The organism is Candidatus Kaistella beijingensis (assembly GCF_020084865.1).
Taxonomy (GTDB): domain Bacteria; phylum Bacteroidota; class Bacteroidia; order Flavobacteriales; family Weeksellaceae; genus Kaistella; species Kaistella beijingensis.
The window spans coordinates 1,538,802-1,560,679 of sequence record NZ_CP071953.1; the positions used below are offsets into that span (position 1 = coordinate 1,538,802).

The window sequence follows — 21,878 nt, forward strand, 5'->3', positions numbered from 1 at the left end:
CAAAAATTAAAAAATCCGACAAAATCAATTCTTTGCCGGATTTAATTATAAAGAGATTCTTTACTTCAGTTTAATTCTTGATAAATCTCACTGGATAAGAATTTTCAGCAGTTTTTAATGTCCCAAAATAAACTCCTTTTGGAAGATGTTGAACATTGATGGTTGCTGCTTTTCCATTATTATTGAGGGAAGTAGAGATCGCTTTTCTTCCCGTTGCTGAAAATATATCCACCTGTAAACTTCGACCTCTGCTTTGTGGAATTTCAATATTCAAAACCTCTTTCACTGGAACCGGATAAATTTTGACATAAGATTTTTCGGTATTTTCAACCGCCATAAAACTACAAACTCCCGGTGTAATTGTTCCATCCGCAGCAACTAGTAAAGTAGCTCCTGCTCCACATCCTGGATCAGGAACGTATTGCGCAACCTGTTCAACCGGCATCACAGTATAAGAATAATTCGGTTTTGAGACAGTTCCTACATCATAAGTTGTTGACACAGGATTTCCTTTGAAGAGACTGTTCACGTAATTGATTGCAATGGTTCCGCCATCAGTAGATACATAATTTCTGAAAATCGAAGTCACGTTAGCAAAATTGGTATTCTCTACATAAACATTAGAATTTTTTGAACCACCACCAAGTCCGATTGCGAGTGAACTTGGCACAGAAGTGTTGTAATAGGAATTCAGAATGTGAAGTTGTGCATTTCTTGCACGTGGCATTCTTTCTTTGCAACCTTCTGCCCAATAATTACTCTGAAAAGTGATGCTATAATTTCCATCAGCTGGAGCGTCGGTTGCGCTTGAACCTACCAAATTAGAGAAACGGTGATCATTACTACCTCCAGAACCGCCAGGAATTGGAGCTTTTAAATAAGTGAACTTGTTCCAAGAGATGGTGATATTATCCGACAAACCTGAATTATCAAAATTTCCATCTTGTCCATCCTGAAATTCACAGTGATCTACCCAAATATTGGTTCCACCTTGGTTGGTCAAGTTATCGGGACCGTTGATGTCATACGCACCGGGACCAACGAAAATTAGATTTCTGATGATGACATTGTTGGATCCACTTCGCAAGTTGAGTATTCCAGCGCCGGTTTGGTTTTCGTTCACCAGCTTTGCACCGGGAAGTCCTATTAAAGATTTATTAGAAATTACTGCGCTAATTTGTCCGTTTTGCGGAATGGTAATCGTTCCCGAAACCAGAATCACTTTGGATCCAACTGTAGTGAGCTGCGTCTTCAGCGTTGCATAATCGCTTACTGTAACGGGAGTAGTATTTCCGCCACCTGTTGTTGCAGCGCCATAACCTTCAGGGTTTGCCTGAAAATAGACTTGCGCATTCAGATTTATTGTTCCAAAAGCTAAACTTGCTATTACAATTAATTTTTTCATAATCTTTTCTTTAATGATGATTCAGAATTATCATGGATAATGAATCGAAATATTTTTAGTTTGTTCTGATTTTCAATGACTTTACTCCTTTCGAATTTTGAAGATTAACCAACCAAATTCCTGTTGGTAAAGAAAAGCTTTGATCTGATTTTATGTCAAAAGATTTAAACAAAGTTCCACTCATTCCATAAACTTTTATTGAAGTTTTCTCTTTCACATCCTTAATGAAAACTTCGTTTTTGAGGGAGAAAACTTTAACTCCAATGTCAGATTTTATGTTAGCTGCTGATAAAACGATAGTGTTAAATGGATCCCAACCATCATTACCTTTAGTGAAATTTAAAGTGGTAATGGGTGTTCCATCGTTCAAAACGGGTTGTGTTAAATAAGTTGCCCAAGTCGCACGGTTTGCAGCATTATTTACCCCTGAAACCTCTGTAGTTGCATATTCATACATTCCCGGTGAAGTTCCACCCAAAGAATTGAGCCATCCTAAAGGTTGAATTAAAGAAACTCCAACTGAGCCTGGAAAATTTGAAGTTTCAATTGTGGTATTGTAGAAAACCGCTTCACTGGTATTTGCCGACCATGGTCTTCCGAAATATCCAGGTTTTGAGCGGTAACTTGAAGCTGTTTCAACCAATGGATTTGTAGAAGTGATTGTGGTTTTGTACATGAGGAAACCTCTTCCTGAAGACTGTTGCGGCGCAACGATATAAGATAAATCACTGGACGCATCACTTGTGTTCATCACCATTTTCGTTTCATAGAAAACAGCCGTCATTCCCCCGAAGATAAAATCAACAGCTCCCAAAACATCTCCCTTGTAAAGTGCAACTCTCGCTCCTTGCGCTCCGTAGAACGTATCTTGTCTACCAATAATTTTACAATTTTTTAGAAAAGCTCGGTCTCCACTTGCGGTGAAGGCAATTGCAGCGGCTCTTTCGACCAAAGATTTGCTCTGAACTGTTACATTTTGCGCATCAGTCGGTCTTGCTCCCGGACTTCCCGAAGTCCACGGAACTACCACATCCTGCGATTCTTTTGTTGAAATATATTGATTGAATGAATTCTCAAAGATAATTCCTTCCGCTTCGAAACCTGCGGCACTTACCACAACGGTCGCATTCCAGTAAGAACCGTTTGTAGTTCCGGCTCCGGTGTTGGTGTACGAATAATTTCCGTTCTCTTTATTTACATTTAAAATATCTTGATTCCATTTCTGGTTATTTCCCATTGAATAATAATTGTAACCATGTCCGTAATAAGAAGTTACGCGCACTGCATTCGGAGAAATATCAATTCCTTTGTTTGTGATGGAAGTATCTGGAGCAGTTGAAGCGTTTTTCAAAGTGACATTCGGTTGAGAAATCACCAACATTTCCTCATAATTTCCGGGATCAACCATGATGGTCACTCTATCTGTTGCGCTTCTCACCATATTTGAAACAGCTGTTAAAGCCGCATTAATGGTTTGATATTGCTTATCAGTTCCTACCGTGATTGTTGCTGAATATGGAACATTTTGAGTCACTCGAATTTCAGTAAAATAAGAAGTTGAACCAACAGCTCCACCAACTGTGATGGTTGCATTTCCTGCGGAAGTTCCAGGATAGATATATTCCATCGATTCAATCAAAGATGTAGAGTTGGAAGCCGTAGAATATGTTGGACCACCATCAACCGAAAAATTTGCAGAATAATAGTAAGAAACAATCACTTTCTGTCCCGGATTTACAGGAACTAAAAGAGTTGCGCCCTGTTTTGCAACCAAATGTCCTTGTGGAAGCTGATTGGAAACCTGACCATTCAGCTGCATTCCTTTGTAATAAGCGGTTGTAGATGTATTAATGGTTTGATCATCAAACGACCACACTGTTACTGGCTTAAAAATCAAAGATTTTGAAACCGCTGCTCCATTTACTTTCAAATTGGAGGTTAATGAAAGCTCAACTGGATATTGATTTAAACCTGAAGCAGAAATTTTATAGGTTCCGTCTCTTAAAGTAATGTTGGAAAGATCGGTGAAACTGTAGGAATAACCCTCTTCATTAATATTGGCGAAAGTTACGTTTAAAGCGGCAAGTTGTGTTGCATTTAAACCTGAAATATTTAAGGTAACCAAATATTTTGGTTTTAAAGCAAAATCAATATTGGAAGTCGTATTTCCTGTAACCGTAATCGTATTATCCGTAATTTGATAATCATTCACTCCGGTTGCAGAAATGGTGTACTGAACATTTGGAGCCAACTGAACTGTGTAAGTTGAGTTCGTAGTGTTAATGGTAGGATTCGGAACATAAATACTTCCACTTGCCGGATCAGCGGTGAAAGCTAAACCAAGGTTTGAGATATTGGTTCCCAAACCTGTAATATTTCCGGTAATCGTATATAAACTTACCGCAGCAACAGAAAGATTGTGGGTAGTGGTGGAAGTTGAGCCAACTGTGCTTAAATTTTCTCCTGAAGTGATAATGAATCCACTTGCATTGGCCAAACTTACGGTATAAGAATAACCAACCGGAAGATTTACAGAATAAGAGTTTGAATTAACCGGAACGCTCCAGGTTTTTCCGGCTGCATTCGTAAAAATCAGTGAATAACCTGACGGAATTCCACTTGCCTGTGAAACGTCGATTGTCCCTGAAACAGTGGTATAAACTGCGGCTTTTCTATAAATTCGGTAATAACTTGCTTTTGCAGCCGCATCGTAAATGTAATAATTTCCTGTTGATTTTGCCATAAAAGTCGCTTCAGAAACTGCACCGGAAGTTGCGGTAGTTGCGTAAGAATCTGTTTGTGAGGAAGGATTTGATACATAACTGAATTTCAAATTTCCTGCGGTGTCACCACGTGTAATCACTTTCACCTCATCATCTTCGTTCAGACTGATGGTTAAATATCTTGAATTGGGTTGTCCGTTTGTGACTGTAGGTACAGCGTTGCAATAAAGTCTTCCTGTGTAATCTACAACGCTTGCAATATTTTGGTCGTATCTTGTTAAAGCCGTGTTGGTAGTTCTTAAACGGTCGTTGGTTCCTCCTGTCCAAGAAAGTTCACCTGCTGTAAAACTTGACGGAAAAACATTTGTTGTACTTGAACTTCCGGGAGTTATTGTTCCCGGATACCATGCATTGATAATGGAAACATTCAGTTTGTTGTTGTATTGGGAAGCATCTAATTGTTGCGCTCCAAAATCCCAAACATCCGTCAACTGTCCGAAAACAGTGTAAACCGGAAGAAGGAAATAGATAAGTAAGGATAATTTTTTCATAATATTGTTTGTTTGGAAAAATCAATTAAAATTGATTTCGGTTATAATAATCCTTCGAGAACCTCAGGATGAAAAAAAATGTTGCTTTGTCTGTAAGATTTTATCAAAAAAACCCACCATTTGATTTTAATAAAAATCAGACAGCAGGTTTTTATAGAGAAACTAAACTATACTTTTAAAACTAGTAACCGTAATCGTTCTTCAGCGTTCCGTTGCTGGAATCAAGAAAAACTTGCCAAATTGGCCAGAATTGTCTGGTATTCGGATCTTTTCTGTAAAGGGCAGCAATTTTAGAATCTGAAAGCGAAGTCCAGTCCACTGAAGTCCAACCTGCACCTGGATTTGTAGTTTCACCACGGTTCAGACCATAAAACTGCAAAGTTTCGTTGTCTGCTGCATACTTGTAATACACCACAGTTGGAACGTCTGTGTAACGACCGGTACGGTTTTTCAACTCGGTAAGCCTGTCTTTAGCATCTGCTAATTTTGTACCTAATAAATTCCAACGGATCAACGCTAATTTTCTTTCCATTTCACCGGTGAATTCATATTTGTGTTCATCAACGATGGCGTTAAACATTGCCTCTTTTGAAGTTAGTGCATTCACATAATTTTCAACCTTTACAGGTCGGTCCGCTGCTGCAAACGCTCTGTTTCTTATCTGCTTTAAATAAGGAGCCGCTGAAGAAGGCCCTTCCAATTCGTTTGCTGCTTCTGCTGCCATCAACAAAATTTCAGCATAACGCATATAGATTTTATTTACACCATCATCGTTTGTTGAAGTAACGATTCTGTTCATCCATTCGAAACGGTACTTACCTAAATACCATCTGTTGAAAGAAGCTGTTGTAATTTCCTGCTTTGCTTTTCCAGCTACAGCATTTCCCCATTTGTAAGGAACACAGGTCACACTTCTTCTGGTATCTTTCTCATCGAAATCATACCAAATATTTGGAAGAGGACCAGCTTGACCGCCTCTGTTGCTTCCCATTTGTTGGTATTGGTCGTTGGTTGAGTGATTCACTGCAAAAGTGAAAAGCACTCTACCTCTACCTGCCGCAAAAGGAATTTCCCAAAGCGATTCATTTCCAGCCGCAAGATTTTCCTGGTTGTATTTTTTCCAGAATCCCTCGAACGTAGGCTCAAGCTTTGCCGATCCGCTATTGATGATGTCACGAGTTTCCTGTAATGCAACAGGATACAATTTTGCTACAGAAAGTTCAGGATCTGTACTTCTTCTAATTCCATCCGGATACTGCGAATAACCAGAAGCAGCCAAAGCGATTCTCGCTCTCAAACCTTTTACAAAAGCCTTGTTGATTCTTTCTACTGAAGCAGTTGCAGCACTTGAATTTGGCCATGGAACCAGCGTAGAAGCTTCTGCCAAATCTGCAAGCAATTGTTTGTAGATTACGTCTCTGCTTGATTTTGGAAGATAAATTGTTTCAGTGGTAATGGGTTCAAATCTTGCAGGAACATCGCCCCACCCTTTAACCAAATCAGCGTAGTAAACTGCTCTTAAAGCGAGTGCCTCACCTAAAAGATAACCTAATTCTGAACCTGGTGTTGGATTACCATATTTTCTGATACCGCGGATACAGATATTCGCTCTTTCAATCCCCTGAAACATCATCGCCCATGCATTGTTCGCCGTGTTCATTTGCGAATTACTCGGCTTTGAATCATACACACATAAATCTGCGTTGTCATTTGAAGTAGATTCTGAAGAATTATACCATTCCGTATCGGTGTTCATTCCGTACCATGGCGTCCATCTTCCTCTGTAGGAATTGGTTTCTCCCATTGGGATTTTAATTCCGTCAACAGCTCCTTTCGCTAAATCTGGGTTTGAGAAAATCACCGATTCATCAAGCGAAGACTGCGATTCTACCGTAAGAAGCTCGTCGCTCAACTGATTACATGAGGCTAAAGCTAGCGCACACATTAATCCGAATATTTTGATTGATATTTTCATTTTCTGAATATTTTGGTTTTAAACAAACCGAATTTTCGGTTCTGAATATTATTTTAAAAGTTTGTCAGTTTAGAAGTTAAAGTTTAAACCGAAAACAACCTGTCTGCTTTTTGGATACGGTGAATAATCTACACCTGGAGTTGTAGGACGTGCTCGTCTTGTCGAAACTTCAGGATCTAACCCGGAGTATTTCGTCCAAACAAAGACATTGTAAGCACTTGCATATAGTCTAATTTTAGAAAGGTTAATGCTTCTTACAAACGATTCCGGCAAAGTGTAGCCTAAAGTCACGGTGTTCAGTCTTAAGAATGAGCCGTCTTCCACTGCCCAATCACTGAAAACATATCTTGCCTGGTATGGAGACCACATGGTTGTATTGGCGTTTAATGCTGCAAGTGCCGTTGGATCAGTTACCAGATTACCCGAAGCATCAATATTGGTCCATCTAACTCCATCTGCCATTACCGTTGATAAATTTCTGTATTGTCCCGCAGGTGAAGATTGTGGAGAAGTTGAGAATTCAATCTTATTAGCGTTGTAAACATCATTTCCGTAGCTCCAGTTGAATGCTGCTCCCAGATCAAAATTTTTGAAAGTTGCATTGATGTTAAATCCTCCTGTATGTTTTGGATTTGGGTTACCAATGATGGTACGGTCTTCAATATCTACTTTACCATCACCATTGATATCCTGAAGTTTCATAGATCCTGGAACAATTGCTCCCACAACGGATGAAGCACTTGGGACTCCAGCTTTAAGGGTATAAGTTCCTGTTGTACTGTTGTAATCGAAATCAGAAACTTCATATCTTCCTGCACTCTTGAAACCATACATCAAACCTACTGGCTGACCTACTTCCACGATAAAGTCGGTTCCCACAGAAGCTGAAGAAGTCCAGTTGGTAAAATCTCTAAAGTTGGTCATTCCGTCTCCCAAAGAATTAATTTTATTCTGATTCATAGAGATATTGAAGGCAAAATTTAAGGAGTAATCATCTTTTTTCAACGCATCCACACTTAATGAAGCTTCAATTCCCTTGTTCTGAACTTCACCCATATTTCTGAACTGTGCATCATAGCCAGTTCCTGTGGTTGGGAAAAGAATTAATAAGTCTTTATTCAGGTTTTTATAAACTTCAAAAGTTCCGGAAACTCTTCGGTCGAATAATTCATAATCCAAACCAACATTTTGCGCAACTGTTGTTTCCCATTTCAAATCCGGGTTCGCCATGAGTTTTGATGGAGACCAATAATTAAACACATTATTAATCCAAGAATTGGCAGTAGACTGGAACAATTGTTTAGTTTGGTCTGAAAGGATATTATTATTTCCTGCCTCACCATAACTGGCCCTCAATTTTAATAAATTCAACCAGGAAACATCATTAAGGAAGTTTTCTGCATTCACCTTCCAACCCAATGCTACAGACGGAAAATATCCCCACTTATTATCACCAAGGAACTTACTGGAAGCATCTCCTCTAATCGTTGCGGTTAAAAGATATTTGTTGGCAAATTCATAATTCAAACGGCTGAAAAATGAAAGCAAACGGTCATCGGCAAAGTAGAAATTATCAACAGATTGTGGTTTTCCCTGGGAACTTAAATTCATTGCATCATCGAAAGAAAACAACTTCGGATAACCATGAACGGTATTTGTTAAAATATTTTGTTGGGTATTGATGAATTCCTGACCCACCATTACCTTTAAGGAATGTTTATCGCCTACAAACTGTTTGAAATCATAGTTTAAAGTATTGGCAATTCTGAAACTCTGGTCTTCACGATTGCTAAAAATCAATGCAGGTTTTCCCTGATTTTCTACCGAAGGAATGTTTTGTACATAATAAGTTGATCTTCCGTAGAAACGGTAATCTTTGTAACGATTAAAATCAGTCCCGATATTGGTTTGGAACCTCAAATTTTTAATCGGAGTCCAACCTAAACCAGCCTGAATGCTGTATAATTTTCGATCTTGCTTTCTGTTATTATCTTCCACCGCCAAATAAGGATTTACCAAATATCCTGCAACAGCATCATCGGTATCATCAGTGGTTAATGCAGGAATATCAATTGGCGAATAACCTACACTGTGTCGCAAACGCGCATCGGCAGATGAGAATTCTTTTTGATCGTTCGCTCCACTACCTTCAATTTTAGAGCCTGAATAACGTAAAGTCAATGAAAGGTCTAGATTGCTTTTAGGCTTGTTTTTAACGTTGAACGAAATATTGTCTCTTCTGAATTTAGAGCCAATCATGATTCCTTCTTCCAAAATATTAGCAAGATTTAAGCTGAAACTTGTACTTTCAGAACCTCCTCGTAAACTGAAGTCGTTGCTGTTGGTTGTTCCTGTTCTTCCATAAATTCTCTCCTGCCAATCGATGGGTGTATAAGATTTATATTCCCCGATTCTGTTGAAAGGCAAGAAATAGGGATTGTAACCAGTCGAGACATTATTTAAAAGCAAAGCATTTTCATACTGCCATTTTGCATAGTCATAAGGAGAAAGAACATCAATCTTGTTAGCCAAAGATCGGAAACCCATGTACGAATTGAACTGTCCCGTTACTTTGCCCGTTCTACCACTTTTCGTAGTAATTAAAATTACCCCGTTTGATCCTCTGGAACCGTAAATTGCGGTAGAAGATGCATCTTTAAGGATTGACACATTTTCAATATCCGAAGGCGAAACATCGCTCATGCTGTTCACAGGAAATCCGTCCACAATAATTAATGGCGAACTGTCCTGTGTCACAGAACCGCCACCACGAACACGAAGACTAATTTCAGCATCTGGTGAACCTTCGGTTGTAGTTACGGTAAGTCCTGCAACTTTTCCAGTGAGTGCCTCTGCTACGTTGGATACCGGAACCGCTTTTAAAGAAGCTGCATTTACAGTTGCAACCGATCCCGTTAAATCACTTTTTTTAGCGGTACCATAACCGATCATCACCACTTCCTCGATTTTTTTCTCTCGGGTTAAAGTGTCATTTTTTTGCGCACTTACTCCAATTCCCAGAAAAAATAGAGCTGCAATGCAGGTCACTTTAATTGTATTGCTTTTCATAAGTATATATTTAATTTTTATGATTCTGATTGTATTCGGTTTTCAGACCGTTGATTGTTGTATTGATCAACTTTAAGTTTTCAACGAACTTCACGTTAAAATTGCTTTTCACTTTGTCAATCGTTACATTTTTGAAAGTAATGTTCTTGATATGGGATTCTTCCAAACCTTCTGCAAAAACTGCGAACTTGCCTCCGTTTTTCACTTTAATATCTTCCATCAAAATATTTCTGATTTGCGGAATGGCGATTCCAACCCTGTTTGAATAATCTTTATAATTCATCGTGATGTGAAGAACCGCTTCTTTAACTTCTCCTACTGTGATATTCTTTACGTAAAGTCCATCCACAACTCCACCTCTTACTTTGTTGGTCTTTAAACGAATTGCTCTGTCTAGTTCAGGAGAGTCCATGTGATTGTTATATACGAATACATTTTTTACACCTGCAGACATTTCACTTCCGATGACAACTCCACCGTGTCCGTCGATCATTTTACAGTCGCGAACGATGACATTTTCTGTCATAATTCCTACCCTTCTACCTTCTTCATCACGACCGGCTTTTATAGCGATACAGTCATCACCTGTATTAAAAATCGAATTTTTAATTAAAACGTTTTGCGAATATTCCGGATCACAACCATCATTGTTTGGACCATGACTGTTGATATTGACACCATCCACAATTACATTTTTGCTTTTAATGGGATGAAGAATCCAAAACGGTGCATTGATGATGTTAACTCCCTGAATTAAAACATTTTCGCATTCAAAAGGCTCAATGAAGTTAGGTCTCAAATATTTTCCGTCCCCGAAAACTCTCTTAGCAATTGGAACATTTTTATCAGCCATTTCCATTAATAAAGGAAGATTCTGCGGATCGAGCTGACTTGGCATTCCTTTTACGAAACCGTATTCTGTGCTTCCTTTCCAAGTCCACCAGTTATCAACACTTGCTTGTCCATTCAAAGTTCCTTTTCCGGTAACAGCGATATTCTTTTTGCCTTTAGCATAAATAAGCGGAGAATAATTCATCAATTCCATTCCTTCAAAAGAAGTGTGAACTAAAGGATAAAAATCTTTTGGATTGGTGCTGAATAAAACCTCTGCTCCATCTTCCAAATGTAGATTTACATTATTTTCTAAGTGAATCGGTCCTGTCAAAAACTTTCCTGCAGGAACGACCACTTTTCCGCCACCTTCTTGTGAACATTTTTGGATCGCTTTTTTAATAAATTCCGTGTTCATTGTTTTTCCATCTGCAACCGCTCCAAAATCCCGAATATTGTAAGTTGCATTACGAAATTTGGGTTCTTTGATGGATTTTTCCAATTTCAGCATACGTTCCATTGGGAAACTTTCCGTAAAAGATTGCTCGGAAACTGATGCTTTTTGCGCATTACAAGCATTAAAAAATCCCCATGCAGAAACAAGTGCAAAAAGAAACAGTCTTGATTTACCAAACATAAAACGAGTGAAACAATTCTTCATAATTATTTAATGTAATCGATTACAAATATAAATAAAAAATTGTTACTTTGTACAAATAAAAAATCTTTTTTATTTTTTTTTCAACTGATTTTCAGCATATCTTTGCGAATCGCTTATTTAGTCGAAGATTTGTAATGAAAATTTTTTGATATTTTTTTGGCAATTACAAAAACAAAACTATGAACAACAAGGTCACCATCTACGACATTGCAGAAAAACTGAACATTACCGCTGCAACTGTTTCCAGAGCACTCAACGGAAATCCAAACATCAGCGAAAAAACTCGCGAAACCGTTCTCGCTGCTGCAAAGGAGATGAATTACAAGCAGAACAAATTAGCATTGGCTTTAAAAAGTGGAAAAAGCAACCATATCGGTGTAATCGTTCCCAGGATCAACACCAACTTTTTTGGTTCTGTAATTCGCGGCATCGAAGAAGAGCTTAATGCAAAAGGTTACAATATCATTATTTGCCAAAGCCACAACGACGAAGAAATGGAAGCGAAAAACATTGAAACCCTTATTGATTCTCACGTTGACGCTATTTTCATTTCATCTTCAAGTAAAAGTTCGGCGTCTTTGCAAAAAGTTTTAGACGAGAAAATTCCGCTCATATTTTTTGACCGTAGAAAAATCATGAACAATGTAAGTTCAGTAACCATCGATGATTTTGCAGGTGGTTACATGGCGACAAAACATTTAATTGATTCAGGTTGCAGAAAAATTGCACATATTATTTCAGGTCCAATCGAATTAGAAATCTTCAAAGAGCGTCACAGAGGTTATCAACAGGCTCTCGAAGATCATAATATCGATTACAGAAAAGATTATGTTTTAAGAACAAACAGTAGCATTGAAGAAGGAAAAAGAGCTGTAGAAATATTATTTAGTTTGAATGAAAAACCGGACGCTATATTTTCAGCATCAGATTTTGTTGCATTAGGCGCAATTCAGGAATTACAGAAAAGAGGAATTAAAGTTCCCGACGAAGTTTCTGTCATTGGTTTCGCAAACGAACCTTTCACCGATTTTCTTGAACTTTCGATCAGTACCATCGACCAGTTTCCTTTGGAAATGGGACGTACCGTGGCGAGAGTTTACCTGAATCAAGAAACGGGTGATGAAGCTGGCGGAAATGTTCAGAAAAAAGTGGTGCTTCAACCGAAATTGATTGCAAGAAAATCCACGAGAAATTAAAATTGTAAATATAATAAAGAATCCGTTCAACATAATGCTGAACGGATTTTTTGGATTGTTTTAGAATGTTTAAACCACTACAAACTTTTCGAGTTGTATGTTTTCATCTTCAAACTCTTGTTCAGCCTTTCTTAAATCATAGGCAGTTTGTAAACTGACCCAAACGTTCGGAGTTCCACCAAAAACTTTCGAAATTCTAATCGCCATTTTAGGACTGATTGCACTTTTTCCATTAACAATATTTGAAAGATTTGGACGTGAAACACCTCGAAGTTGCGATGCTTTTTCCACAGTTAACTGATGATGCTTCAAAACTAATTCGGAAAGAATTTCTCCGGGATGCGTATTATGTTTTATTCCTAGTTCTATATTTTTCATTGCTTCTTATCTTTTTTCAAAAATTTAATGGGTATCAACTAAATCGATATCAAAGGCATTTTATCTTCAAACTTAAAAATAATTCGATAGTTTCCTTTAACATCCACAGACCAAAATCCATTTAAGTCGCCTTTCAAAGGATGTATTCTCAAACTTTTAAACAGTTCAAAGTCTTGCGGAACTACTTCCACGCTGTCCAGTAAATCTGAGATTAATCTAATCTTATTAACCATTTCATCCGGAATTTTTACTTGAATCTCCTTTTATCCAAAATAATTTCAACCCTTTATGATTGAATTTTCAATCATTTCAAATTCCGAAAGTATAAAGTTACTTTACAATTTTAATAAACAAATTTTAACCCTTTATTTTCTCGAATAAAAAAATCCGCTCAACATATTGTTAAGCGGATTTTTTATAAAATTTTTATTCTGAAATAGTTCTAAAATTTACAGCGAAACCGCTCCTCTTTTCCAAGGAATAAAAACATCCTGCTTCAAAATATCTGCTTTGGTCTTCACGTTTCCACTTGCCAAATCGATGATGTAATCTACGATTTCCTCTCCTACTTCCTGAATTGATTTTTCGCCTGTAATCACGGTTCCCGCGTTCACGTCGATGATGTCGTGCATTCTTTCTGCAACTCCCGTGTTTGAAGAAATTTTCACAACGGGTGCAATGGGGTTCCCCATCGGATTTCCTAAACCTGTGGTGAATAAAACAATCTGCGCACCTGCTCCAACCAATCCTGTGGTACATTCTGCATCATTTCCTGGTGTGTTCAGTAAAGTGAGACCTGGTTTTGAAACGTATTCACCGTAATCGAGTACATCAACAACCGGTGAAGTTCCGCCTTTTTTTGCTGCACCTGCAGATTTCATCGCGTCCGTAATCAAACCGTCTTTGATATTTCCCGGACTTGGATTCATGTCGAAACCTGAACCTGCTGCAACTACGGCTTTCTCGAAATCCTGCATCAAACCGATGAATTTGTCTGCATCTTGTTCGTTTACGCAACGGTTCATCAATTCCTGTTCAACTCCGCAAAGTTCAGGGAATTCCGCTAAAATGGTTTTTCCGTCCAAAGCCGCAAAAATATCAGAAACCACTCCCAATGCAGGATTTGCAGAGATTCCTGAAAATCCGTCTGAACCGCCACATTCCAAACCAATCGTCAATTTGGAAATAGGTGCAGGTTTTCTTTCAATTTTATTGGCTCGTTTTATGGCTTCAAAAGAATCTTTGATGATTAACTGCATCATTTCATCTGTCGTTCCAATTTGTTGCTGCTCAAAAGTCAAGACTTCTTTATCCAAATTTGGATTCATGTTCTTCAGAGCATCTTTGAAAATTTGAACCTGAAGATTTTGACAACCCAAACTCAAAACCGTTGCTCCTGCCACATTAGGATTGTTTACATAACCTGCGAAAAGTTTCGCCAACAAATCAGAATCCTGACGAATTCCGCCGCAACCGCCTTCGTGACGAAGGAATTTCAGTTCAATATTGTCGAAGAAGTTATCTTCTCTTGTTTCAGGTTTTGGTTCTTGTTCAGTTCCACCAAGAAGTGAGCGTAAATAGGCTTTGTGTGGATCTTCTTTTTTCGGCATCAATTCTTTGAAAACAGCCTCCAATTTCTCCACATTTTTATTTTCGCAGAAAACCAACGGGAAAAATAACCATATATTTTTCACGCCAACTTGTCCGTCATTTCGGTGATAGCCCATGAAAGTTCTGTCTTTCCATCGGTCAACATTGGGAACAGTCCAACCAAGTTCTCCTGTTTTTTTTGTTGCTTTTTCGCTTTGATGCTTTACGTTTTCGGTCGTCAAAACTTCTCCTTTTTTTATAGGCTGCACTGCTTTTCCAACCAAAACTCCGTACATTGTTATTGGATCGCCCACTTCGAAATCGTTTTCCGCCATTTTGTGTTTGGCCTGAACATCGGTTAACGCGACATAATCTGTTCCTTCAAATCTTTGAATTTCCCCTTTTTTCACGTCTGCCAAAGCAACCAAAACATTGTCGTGGGGATTTACTTTTATGAGTTTATTTTCCATTATTTCAAATTTTTAAGAAAAATGTTTGATGTAATCCTGATATCCTTTTTCGATACCTTTTTCATCAATATTTTTAATGGCAAAAGTGATTGCCTCATTCAAACCATTTACGCTGTTAAGGTTTTCACCCCAAAATTCTTCATTGCCCAAAACTTCTTCAACGGTTTGTTCCAAAGAAGGGTTCGACCACGCTTTGTTCATCTTTTGTACAACATCTGCGGAATCTTTTACAGGAAGGGATTTCCCGTTCCATTCTTTTCCATAAAAACGAATCAAACACGCAAATCCGAAAACCAAATGATAAGGAAGTTTTCCGTTTTGTTCGAAATATTCCAAAATTGTTGGCAAAACCCGGACTTTAAATTTAGAAACTGAATTCAAGGCGATATCTGAAAGTTGGTGACGGATAAACGGATTTCTGAAACGGTCAAGAACTTCTTCAGTGAAGTCCTTTAACTCTTTTTTATCCATATCCAAAGTTGGAACAATTTCATTGAATGCAATCTCTGAAACATAATTCATTGTGAAAGGATTTTCTACTGTTTCCTGAACCAATTCATTTCCATACATCAATGAAAATGGAACCATCGCCGTGTGAACTCCGTTTAAAATTCTCACTTTTCTGTTTCGGTAAGGCTGCATATCCTTCACGATTTTCACATCGAGATTGATTTTGTCGAAAGGTAATTTCGCTTTCAGCTGGTCGTCACCTTCAATCACCCAAAGGAAAAAAGGTTCTGCTGCAACCATAAATTTATCCTGATAATCGATTCTGTTCCCAAATTCTTCTGCTTCTTCTCTCGGATAACCCGGAACAATTCTGTCCACCAAAGTATTGTGAAAAGCGCAGGCTTCGTTAATCCAATCAGCGAAATCTTTTTCCAAATTCCACAACTCACAATATTGCAACAAAATCGATTTTAATGTATCTGCATTGTAATTGATAAGCTCGCACGGAATAATTGTCAAACCTTTGCTTCGGTCACCGTTGAAATGTTTGTATCTTTCATACAAAACTGCGGCAACTTTTGCGGGATAAGATTTCGGACATTCCTCTGAGAGCACATCGGTTTCCACTAATTCAATTCCTGCTTCTGTCGTATTGGAAATGATGAATTCCAAAGAATCCAACTTCGCCACATCGAGAAGTGTTTGGAAATTTTTATAAGGATTGATGGTTTTAACAATATTGTCCACCAGATGAATTTCCTGAATTTTATTTCCGTTTTTTACGCCATTTAGGAAAACGGTGTACATTGCATCCTGTTCGTCGAGCATTTCCACCATTCCTCCCGGAAGTGGCTGAACTACTGCAACTCCTGCGTTGAAATCCATTTCTTTATTCAGTTTGTGAAAAGCAAAATCTACGAATGCACGAAGGAAATTTCCTTCCCCGAACTGAAGAACTTTGATGGGGTATGTTTTACCGCCGCCAAAATTTTCGCGGTTCAGTTTAAGCTTATTATTGATTTGAGTGTCCATTTTAATTTTTATTCTTGAATTATTTTATATTTCGGAACTAAAGTTTTCATCACGAACCACGCAATTAAGTAAGCCACCGCACAAATTGAGAAGATAATCATATAACCCGTGTTGATTCCGTCTGAAATTACCGCACCCGATTCTTTCAGTTTTGTGAAGAAACCATCAGGAATTCTTTCGGTGTTGAATTGTGGATATTTCTGTAGGAAAGGAACTCCATCAACAGTGGTCCAATTTTTATGGGCGAAATCGAACAGTTTTCCTGAACCTTTATTAATTAAAAAAGAACCAATTCCTCCCGCCATTCCACCGATTCCTGTGATGGTTGCGATGGCTTTTTTCGGGAACATATCTCCCACGGTTGAGAAAATATTGGCAGACCACGCTTGATGCGCCGCTCCTGCAATACCGATGATGATTACGGGAATCCAATAACTGATGTTTCCTCCTGGCTGTGCAAGTAATGCAAGCAATGGGAAAAATGCGAAAATCAACATTGCGCGCATTCTTCCTGAGTAAGGATTCATCCCAAATTTCTCCACAAAAACCCTTGGTAGCCAACCTCCGATAATCGACAATAAAGTGATGACATACAACACGAAAAGCGGTAAAGCAGCTTGCGTACTGTCCATTCCGTAAACCGAACTTAAATAAGCCGGAGTCCAAAAAAGGTAGAACCACCAAACGCCATCGGTCATAAATTTTCCGAATGCAAATGCCCAAGTTTGTCTGTATTTGAAACTTTCTGCCAATGTGAATTTCTTGCCTGTATCTTCTCCTTCCACATTAATTGCTGGTGTATCTTCGATATCTTGATTGATATAGGCAAGTTCCGTTGTATTAACTTTTGGATGAAGGTGTGGTTTTTTATAGTAAAAAATCCAAAATCCCATCCAAACAAAACCAAGCGCACCAATAATGATGAACGCCATTTCCCAACCATACGCTTTTGCGATAAACGGAATGGAAATCGGTGCAGCTAATGCTCCAACTGTTGCACCTGCATTGAAAATACTTGTTGCAAATGCTCTGTCTTTTTTTGGGAAATATTCCGCTGTAGCCTTGATTGCTGCAGGAAAATTTCCCGCTTCACCGATGGCAAGAATCAATCTCGCAAAAATGAAAAGCGTAACACTCGTACTGATAACAAGACCTACGTTATTTACCGTTGCAATGTGTTCTTTTGCTCCCTCAAAACCTACGAACCAATTTCCTGTAAGAATTCCCGAAGTTGCAATTCCACAAAAAGCGTGGATTACCGCACCAAGCGACCAAATGAAAATCGCCCAAAGAAAACCTTTTTTGGTATCCATCCAATCAATGAATTTTCCTGCGAAAAGCATACTCACCGCATAGAAAATCGAGAACAATGCCGTAATATTTCCATAATCATTATTGTCCCAATGGAATTCTGGCTGCATATAATCTTTCCAAGTTAAAGAAAGTACTTGCCTGTCCAAATAATTAATGGTCGTAGCAAAAAACAGCATCACACAGATGGACCACCTGAAGTTTGTTGCTTTTGTATTGGTTCCCTGATTCATAGATTCTGGTTTTGGTTGGTTAAATTCTTGAAAGTTTTAATTTACTTTTTGGAGTTTTTAATCTATCATGACGCTTCGAGAGCCTCAACATGACATCTCTAATACTAACTGTTTACATTTAGCTCTTTCTGAGGCTGAGGTTCTCGAAGCCTTTAAAACACGAATAAATTCCTAAACTATTTTTACGATTTTTTTACTGAATGTACCGTTTCCAAAACCTTTTTCGTTTCAGATTCGATTACAGCATAATTTTGTTCGCTCATCAGTTTTTTGCTGATGAGTTTGCTTCCCATTCCTACTGCGGAAACGCCTGCTTTAAACCAACCTTCGATGTTTTCGCGAGTCGTGTCAACTCCTCCTGTCGGCATAAAAAGTAGATTTGGGAAAATGTCTTTGATTCCACTTAAGAAATCAGGACCGAGCATATTTCCTGGAAATAATTTGATGAAATTTACTCCTGCATTTTCAGCAGCAATAATTTCAGTCGGAGTCATACAACCCGGACTGTAAAATTTATCCTGTTTGATAAGAAAATCCGCAACTTCGGGAACGAATCCCGGAGAGATGAAGAAATCTGCACCTGCATCAACGAAATCTTTTGCTGCAGCCATATTTTTGATGGTTCCGATTCCTAAAAGTAAGTCGGACATTTCCACATTACGAACTTCAACCATTTTTTTGAAGTTTCTTAAAGCCGCTTCACCACGGTTGGTGTATTCTACCGCACGAATTCCCGCTTTGTAAATAGAACGAAGAATTTCAATGGTTACATTTTCATCGGCGTTGAAGTATAATGGAAGAATTCCCTGCTTTACAATTGCGTCGGAAACTTTTTGAATATTGCTCATATTTTTTAGATTTTTTTTAGAGAAAAGGACAAAGAATAAAGACATCCAAAGATTCGTTAAAAAATGTTTCTTTTGTCTTTTATCTTTATTCTTTCTTCTTTTTTCTTGTGTGCTATATTTTAACTTTAAAAACTAATTTTTTAATTTCGCCATCACCAATCATCGGTGCGTGAACATCTTCGGGAAAAAAGATCGCAAACTGACCGTCTTTCAGCTTGAAATAGGTGTCGGGTTCGTCACTGAAAAACTGAACATCTTTTTCCTCGTTAAAATTTCCGTTGAAATTTTTGCAGTCTTTACGGGATTTCCACTCAATTCGTTCGTTTCCTTTTACACAGATCTGAATGTCGATATTTCTATTGTGACACTCGAATTTCTGCAGACTTTCTTCTCTTGTTTTCCCGAATTTATTGCTCACAATCATTTTGAGTCCGTCTTCCAATTCGAAACTTCCGTCCTGAAAATTTTCAAGATTTTTTCCTTCCAAAAACTTGAATGCATTTTTGAAAAGAGGATGCAAACAATAGTATTGATAGGCGTTTTCTAAAGAATCAATAATCATTTTTGTTGTTTTTAACGCACAGTGCGCAAAGATTTTTTTTAAAATTTTTTGCTTTTAAGTTCACAAAGATTCATCAAAGATGAATTGCAAAGACCGCAAAATTCTCTCTCGCTGATTTCGCAGATGACGCAGATTATTATTTTTCAATCCGCGAAAATCTTCGCAATATGTGTGAAACTTTATCTCGCCACTCTTCCTGAAGCGTCGCCTCCCATTAATTTCATTACTTCATCAACAGTAACCAGGTTTGCATCACCTTTAATCGTGTGTTTCAAGCAAGATGCTGCCACTGCGAAATCAAGGGCTTTTTGGTCGTCATCACCCCAAGTTAAAAGTCCGTAAATCAATCCGCCCATAAAACTGTCGCCACCTCCAACTCTATCTACGATATCGGTTATTTGGTATTGACGGGTTTCGAACATTTTTTCGCCATCCCATAAAACTCCGGCCCAAGTGTTGTGCGAAGCGGAAATAGAACCTCTCAAAGTGGTGATTACTTTTTTCGCACGAGGGAATTTTTTCATCATTTGCTGACAAACGGAAAGGAATGCCTCTGCTTTCACATCGTGTCCGTGTTTGGTAACGTCCAAACCTTCAGGTTTGATTCCGAAATGCATTTCCGCATCTTCTTCGTTTCCTAAAATCACGTCGCAATAAGAAGTCAATTCCGTCATAATTTTTTCTCTGTCACCGCCGTATTTCCACAATTTTGCGCGGTAATTTAAATCTGTAGAGATTTTTAAACCTAATTTGCTGGCTGCTTTTACCGCTTCCAGACAAACATCTGCGGAACTTTGAGAAATTGCAGGGGTAATTCCTGTCCAATGGAACCATTCCGCTCCTTGGAAAACTTCTTCCCAATTCACCATTCCCGGTTGTATTTCTGCCATTGCAGAATGCGCTCTGTCGTAAACTACCTTACTTCCGCGGGAAACAGCGCCCGTTTCAAGGAAATAAATTCCCAATCTGTCGCCGCCCCAAACAATTTTGTCAACGCCAACTCCTCTTTTTCTCATCTCCATCATTGCGCACTGACCGATGTCGTTTTTCGGCAAACGCGTTACAAAATCTACGGGAATTCCGTAATTCGCCAAGGAAACGGCCACGTTGGATTCGCCGCCACCGTAAACCACATCAAAATTATCTGCCTGTGAAAATCTTAAAAAACCGCTTGGTGCAAGTCTCAACATAATTTCTCCAAAAGTTACTACTCTGCTCATTTGTTTACTATATTTTTTAATGTTTTAAATTTTATCTCGCCACTCTTCCGCCTCCAATTCCATTAACCAAAGCGTTGATTTCTTCGACTTTTGCTAAATTGATGTCGCCTGAAATGGAATGTTTCAAACAAGTCGCCGCAGCCGCAAATTCCAATGCATTTTGGTGATTTTCAGGCCACTCCATCAAACCATAAATAATTCCTGCCATAAATGCGTCGCCTGCTCCAATCCTGTCGATAATGTGCGAAACGTGATATTGTTTCGATTTCAAAAACTCCGTTCCATTGTAAAAAACTGCGCTTACACTGTTCGAGGAAGCATTTGCATTCAGTCTTTTGGTGGAAACAATATTTTTAATTTTAGGAAAAGTTTGCATCCATTTTGAAAAAATCATTTCCGCCGTATCATTTTCCTCGGTTTTAATTCCTAAAACACTTTCTGATTCTGCAGTTCCTCCTAATAAAAGGTCACAATACTGAACCAAATTCGGCATTATTTCGTTGGCTCTTTTGCCGTAGTTCCAAAGCGTTGGTCTGTAATTCAAATCTACAGAAATCGTCAATCCTTTTTCTGAAGCGACTTTCAAACCTTGTTCGCAAATTTCTGCAAGTTCCAAAGAAAGCGATGGCGTAATTCCCGACCAATGAAACCAAGTGGCATTCGCAAAAATATTTTCCCAATCAATCATTCCCTTTTTTAGGGTTGAGAATGAGGAATCTTCCCTGTCGTAAACAACTTTTCCCGGTCTTTCGGAAGCGCCGTGTTCGAAATAATAGATTCCCAATCTTTTTCCCTGAACAAAAGCAAGCGGTTCAACTCCGAAAGCACGCAACATACTTAATGAAGATTCTCCCAAATCATTATTCGGAACTGCGGTGATGAATTTCACGGGAATTCCAAATTTTGCGAGTGAGGCAGCAACATTGGCTTCGGCGCAACCATAATACAAGTCGAAAGATGCTGTTTGCGATAACCTTAAATGACTTGGTGGCGATAACCGAAGTAAAATCTCTCCAAATGTTACGACTTTACTCATTTATTTTTCTAAAAAATCTTCTCTTTTTGGGCTGAAACATTCTACCAAAACTCCTTCTTCCAAACAAACTACACCGTGCATTAATTGAGAGTTGATGAAGAATACATCTCCGCTTTTTAAAATCTTTTTCTCGTTTTCAATCTGCACTTCAAATTTTCCTTTGGCAATATATGCCGCTTGAGAATGAATGTGATGGTGCAAATAACCAATTCCACCTTCTTTGAATTTCACGATGGTTTGCATCAATGAATCATCAAAACCAACAATCGCTCTTTCAAGATTTTCGTCGATTTTTTCCCATTGCATTTGGTTTTGTTCAAGAAACATCTTTAAATAT

General features: G+C 38.4%; 16 protein-coding genes. 1 reads left to right on the forward strand and 15 read right to left on the reverse strand.

Going from position 1 to position 21,878, the window contains the following annotated elements:
• Positions 1-70 precede the first annotated feature (70 nt).
• The 5 genes from J4771_RS07130 to J4771_RS07150 form a co-directional block, all read right to left on the reverse strand.
• Positions 71-1,405: a T9SS type A sorting domain-containing protein gene (locus J4771_RS07130; RefSeq protein ID WP_224134295.1), complete on the reverse strand. Its 1,335-nt coding sequence runs from the start codon at positions 1,403-1,405 to the stop codon at positions 71-73.
• 55 nt (positions 1,406-1,460) lie between these two features.
• Positions 1,461-4,679, reverse strand: a complete 3,219-nt coding sequence (locus J4771_RS07135; RefSeq protein WP_224134296.1) for a pectinesterase family protein — start codon at positions 4,677-4,679, stop codon at positions 1,461-1,463.
• Positions 4,680-4,860: 181 nt separating this feature from the next.
• Positions 4,861-6,654 (reverse strand): RagB/SusD family nutrient uptake outer membrane protein, encoded by a 1,794-nt coding sequence (locus J4771_RS07140; protein WP_224134297.1) that lies wholly within the window; start codon positions 6,652-6,654, stop codon positions 4,861-4,863.
• A 69-nt stretch (positions 6,655-6,723) separates the two neighbouring features.
• Complete coding sequence (locus J4771_RS07145; RefSeq protein WP_224134298.1) at positions 6,724-9,723, reverse strand: SusC/RagA family TonB-linked outer membrane protein; 3,000 nt, start codon at positions 9,721-9,723, stop codon at positions 6,724-6,726.
• A gap of 10 nt (positions 9,724-9,733) precedes the next feature.
• The gene (locus J4771_RS07150; RefSeq protein WP_224134299.1) at positions 9,734-11,215 is read right to left on the reverse strand and encodes a glycoside hydrolase family 28 protein; all 1,482 of its coding nucleotides are present in this window, start codon (positions 11,213-11,215) and stop codon (positions 9,734-9,736) included.
• Between the two features lie 179 nt (positions 11,216-11,394).
• Between J4771_RS07150 and J4771_RS07155 the strand changes: the two genes are divergently transcribed.
• The gene (locus J4771_RS07155) at positions 11,395-12,411 is read left to right on the forward strand and encodes a LacI family DNA-binding transcriptional regulator (RefSeq protein ID WP_224134300.1); all 1,017 of its coding nucleotides are present in this window, start codon (positions 11,395-11,397) and stop codon (positions 12,409-12,411) included.
• Between the two features lie 69 nt (positions 12,412-12,480).
• On the opposite strand, the gene J4771_RS07160 is transcribed toward J4771_RS07155, so the two are convergent.
• The 10 genes from J4771_RS07160 to J4771_RS07205 all read right to left on the reverse strand — a co-directional run bounded on the left by J4771_RS07160 (position 12,481) and on the right by J4771_RS07205 (position 21,868).
• Positions 12,481-12,789, reverse strand: a complete 309-nt coding sequence (locus J4771_RS07160) for a HigA family addiction module antitoxin (protein ID WP_224134301.1) — start codon at positions 12,787-12,789, stop codon at positions 12,481-12,483.
• 38 nt (positions 12,790-12,827) lie between these two features.
• Positions 12,828-13,022, reverse strand: coding sequence for a type II toxin-antitoxin system RelE/ParE family toxin (locus J4771_RS07165; protein ID WP_262900156.1), 195 nt, complete (start codon positions 13,020-13,022; stop codon positions 12,828-12,830).
• Between the two features lie 216 nt (positions 13,023-13,238).
• Positions 13,239-14,849: a UxaA family hydrolase gene (locus J4771_RS07170; protein ID WP_224134302.1), complete on the reverse strand. Its 1,611-nt coding sequence runs from the start codon at positions 14,847-14,849 to the stop codon at positions 13,239-13,241.
• Positions 14,850-14,861: 12 nt separating this feature from the next.
• Positions 14,862-16,331 (reverse strand): tagaturonate reductase, encoded by a 1,470-nt coding sequence (locus J4771_RS07175; protein WP_224134303.1) that lies wholly within the window; start codon positions 16,329-16,331, stop codon positions 14,862-14,864.
• Positions 16,332-16,339: 8 nt separating this feature from the next.
• Positions 16,340-17,875 (reverse strand): MFS transporter, encoded by a 1,536-nt coding sequence (locus J4771_RS07180; protein ID WP_224134304.1) that lies wholly within the window; start codon positions 17,873-17,875, stop codon positions 16,340-16,342.
• Between the two features lie 182 nt (positions 17,876-18,057).
• Positions 18,058-18,723: a bifunctional 4-hydroxy-2-oxoglutarate aldolase/2-dehydro-3-deoxy-phosphogluconate aldolase gene (locus tag J4771_RS07185; protein WP_224134305.1), complete on the reverse strand. Its 666-nt coding sequence runs from the start codon at positions 18,721-18,723 to the stop codon at positions 18,058-18,060.
• 112 nt (positions 18,724-18,835) lie between these two features.
• Entirely contained in the window at positions 18,836-19,285 is a 450-nt protein-coding gene (locus J4771_RS07190) for a YhcH/YjgK/YiaL family protein (protein WP_224134306.1), read from the reverse strand.
• 179 nt (positions 19,286-19,464) lie between these two features.
• Complete coding sequence (locus J4771_RS07195; RefSeq protein WP_224134307.1) at positions 19,465-20,505, reverse strand: sugar kinase; 1,041 nt, start codon at positions 20,503-20,505, stop codon at positions 19,465-19,467.
• Positions 20,506-20,536: 31 nt separating this feature from the next.
• Positions 20,537-21,541, reverse strand: coding sequence for a sugar kinase (locus J4771_RS07200; RefSeq protein ID WP_224134308.1), 1,005 nt, complete (start codon positions 21,539-21,541; stop codon positions 20,537-20,539).
• Positions 21,542-21,868: a cupin domain-containing protein gene (locus J4771_RS07205; protein WP_224134309.1), complete on the reverse strand. Its 327-nt coding sequence runs from the start codon at positions 21,866-21,868 to the stop codon at positions 21,542-21,544. It abuts the gene before it with no gap.
• Positions 21,869-21,878 lie beyond the last annotated feature (10 nt).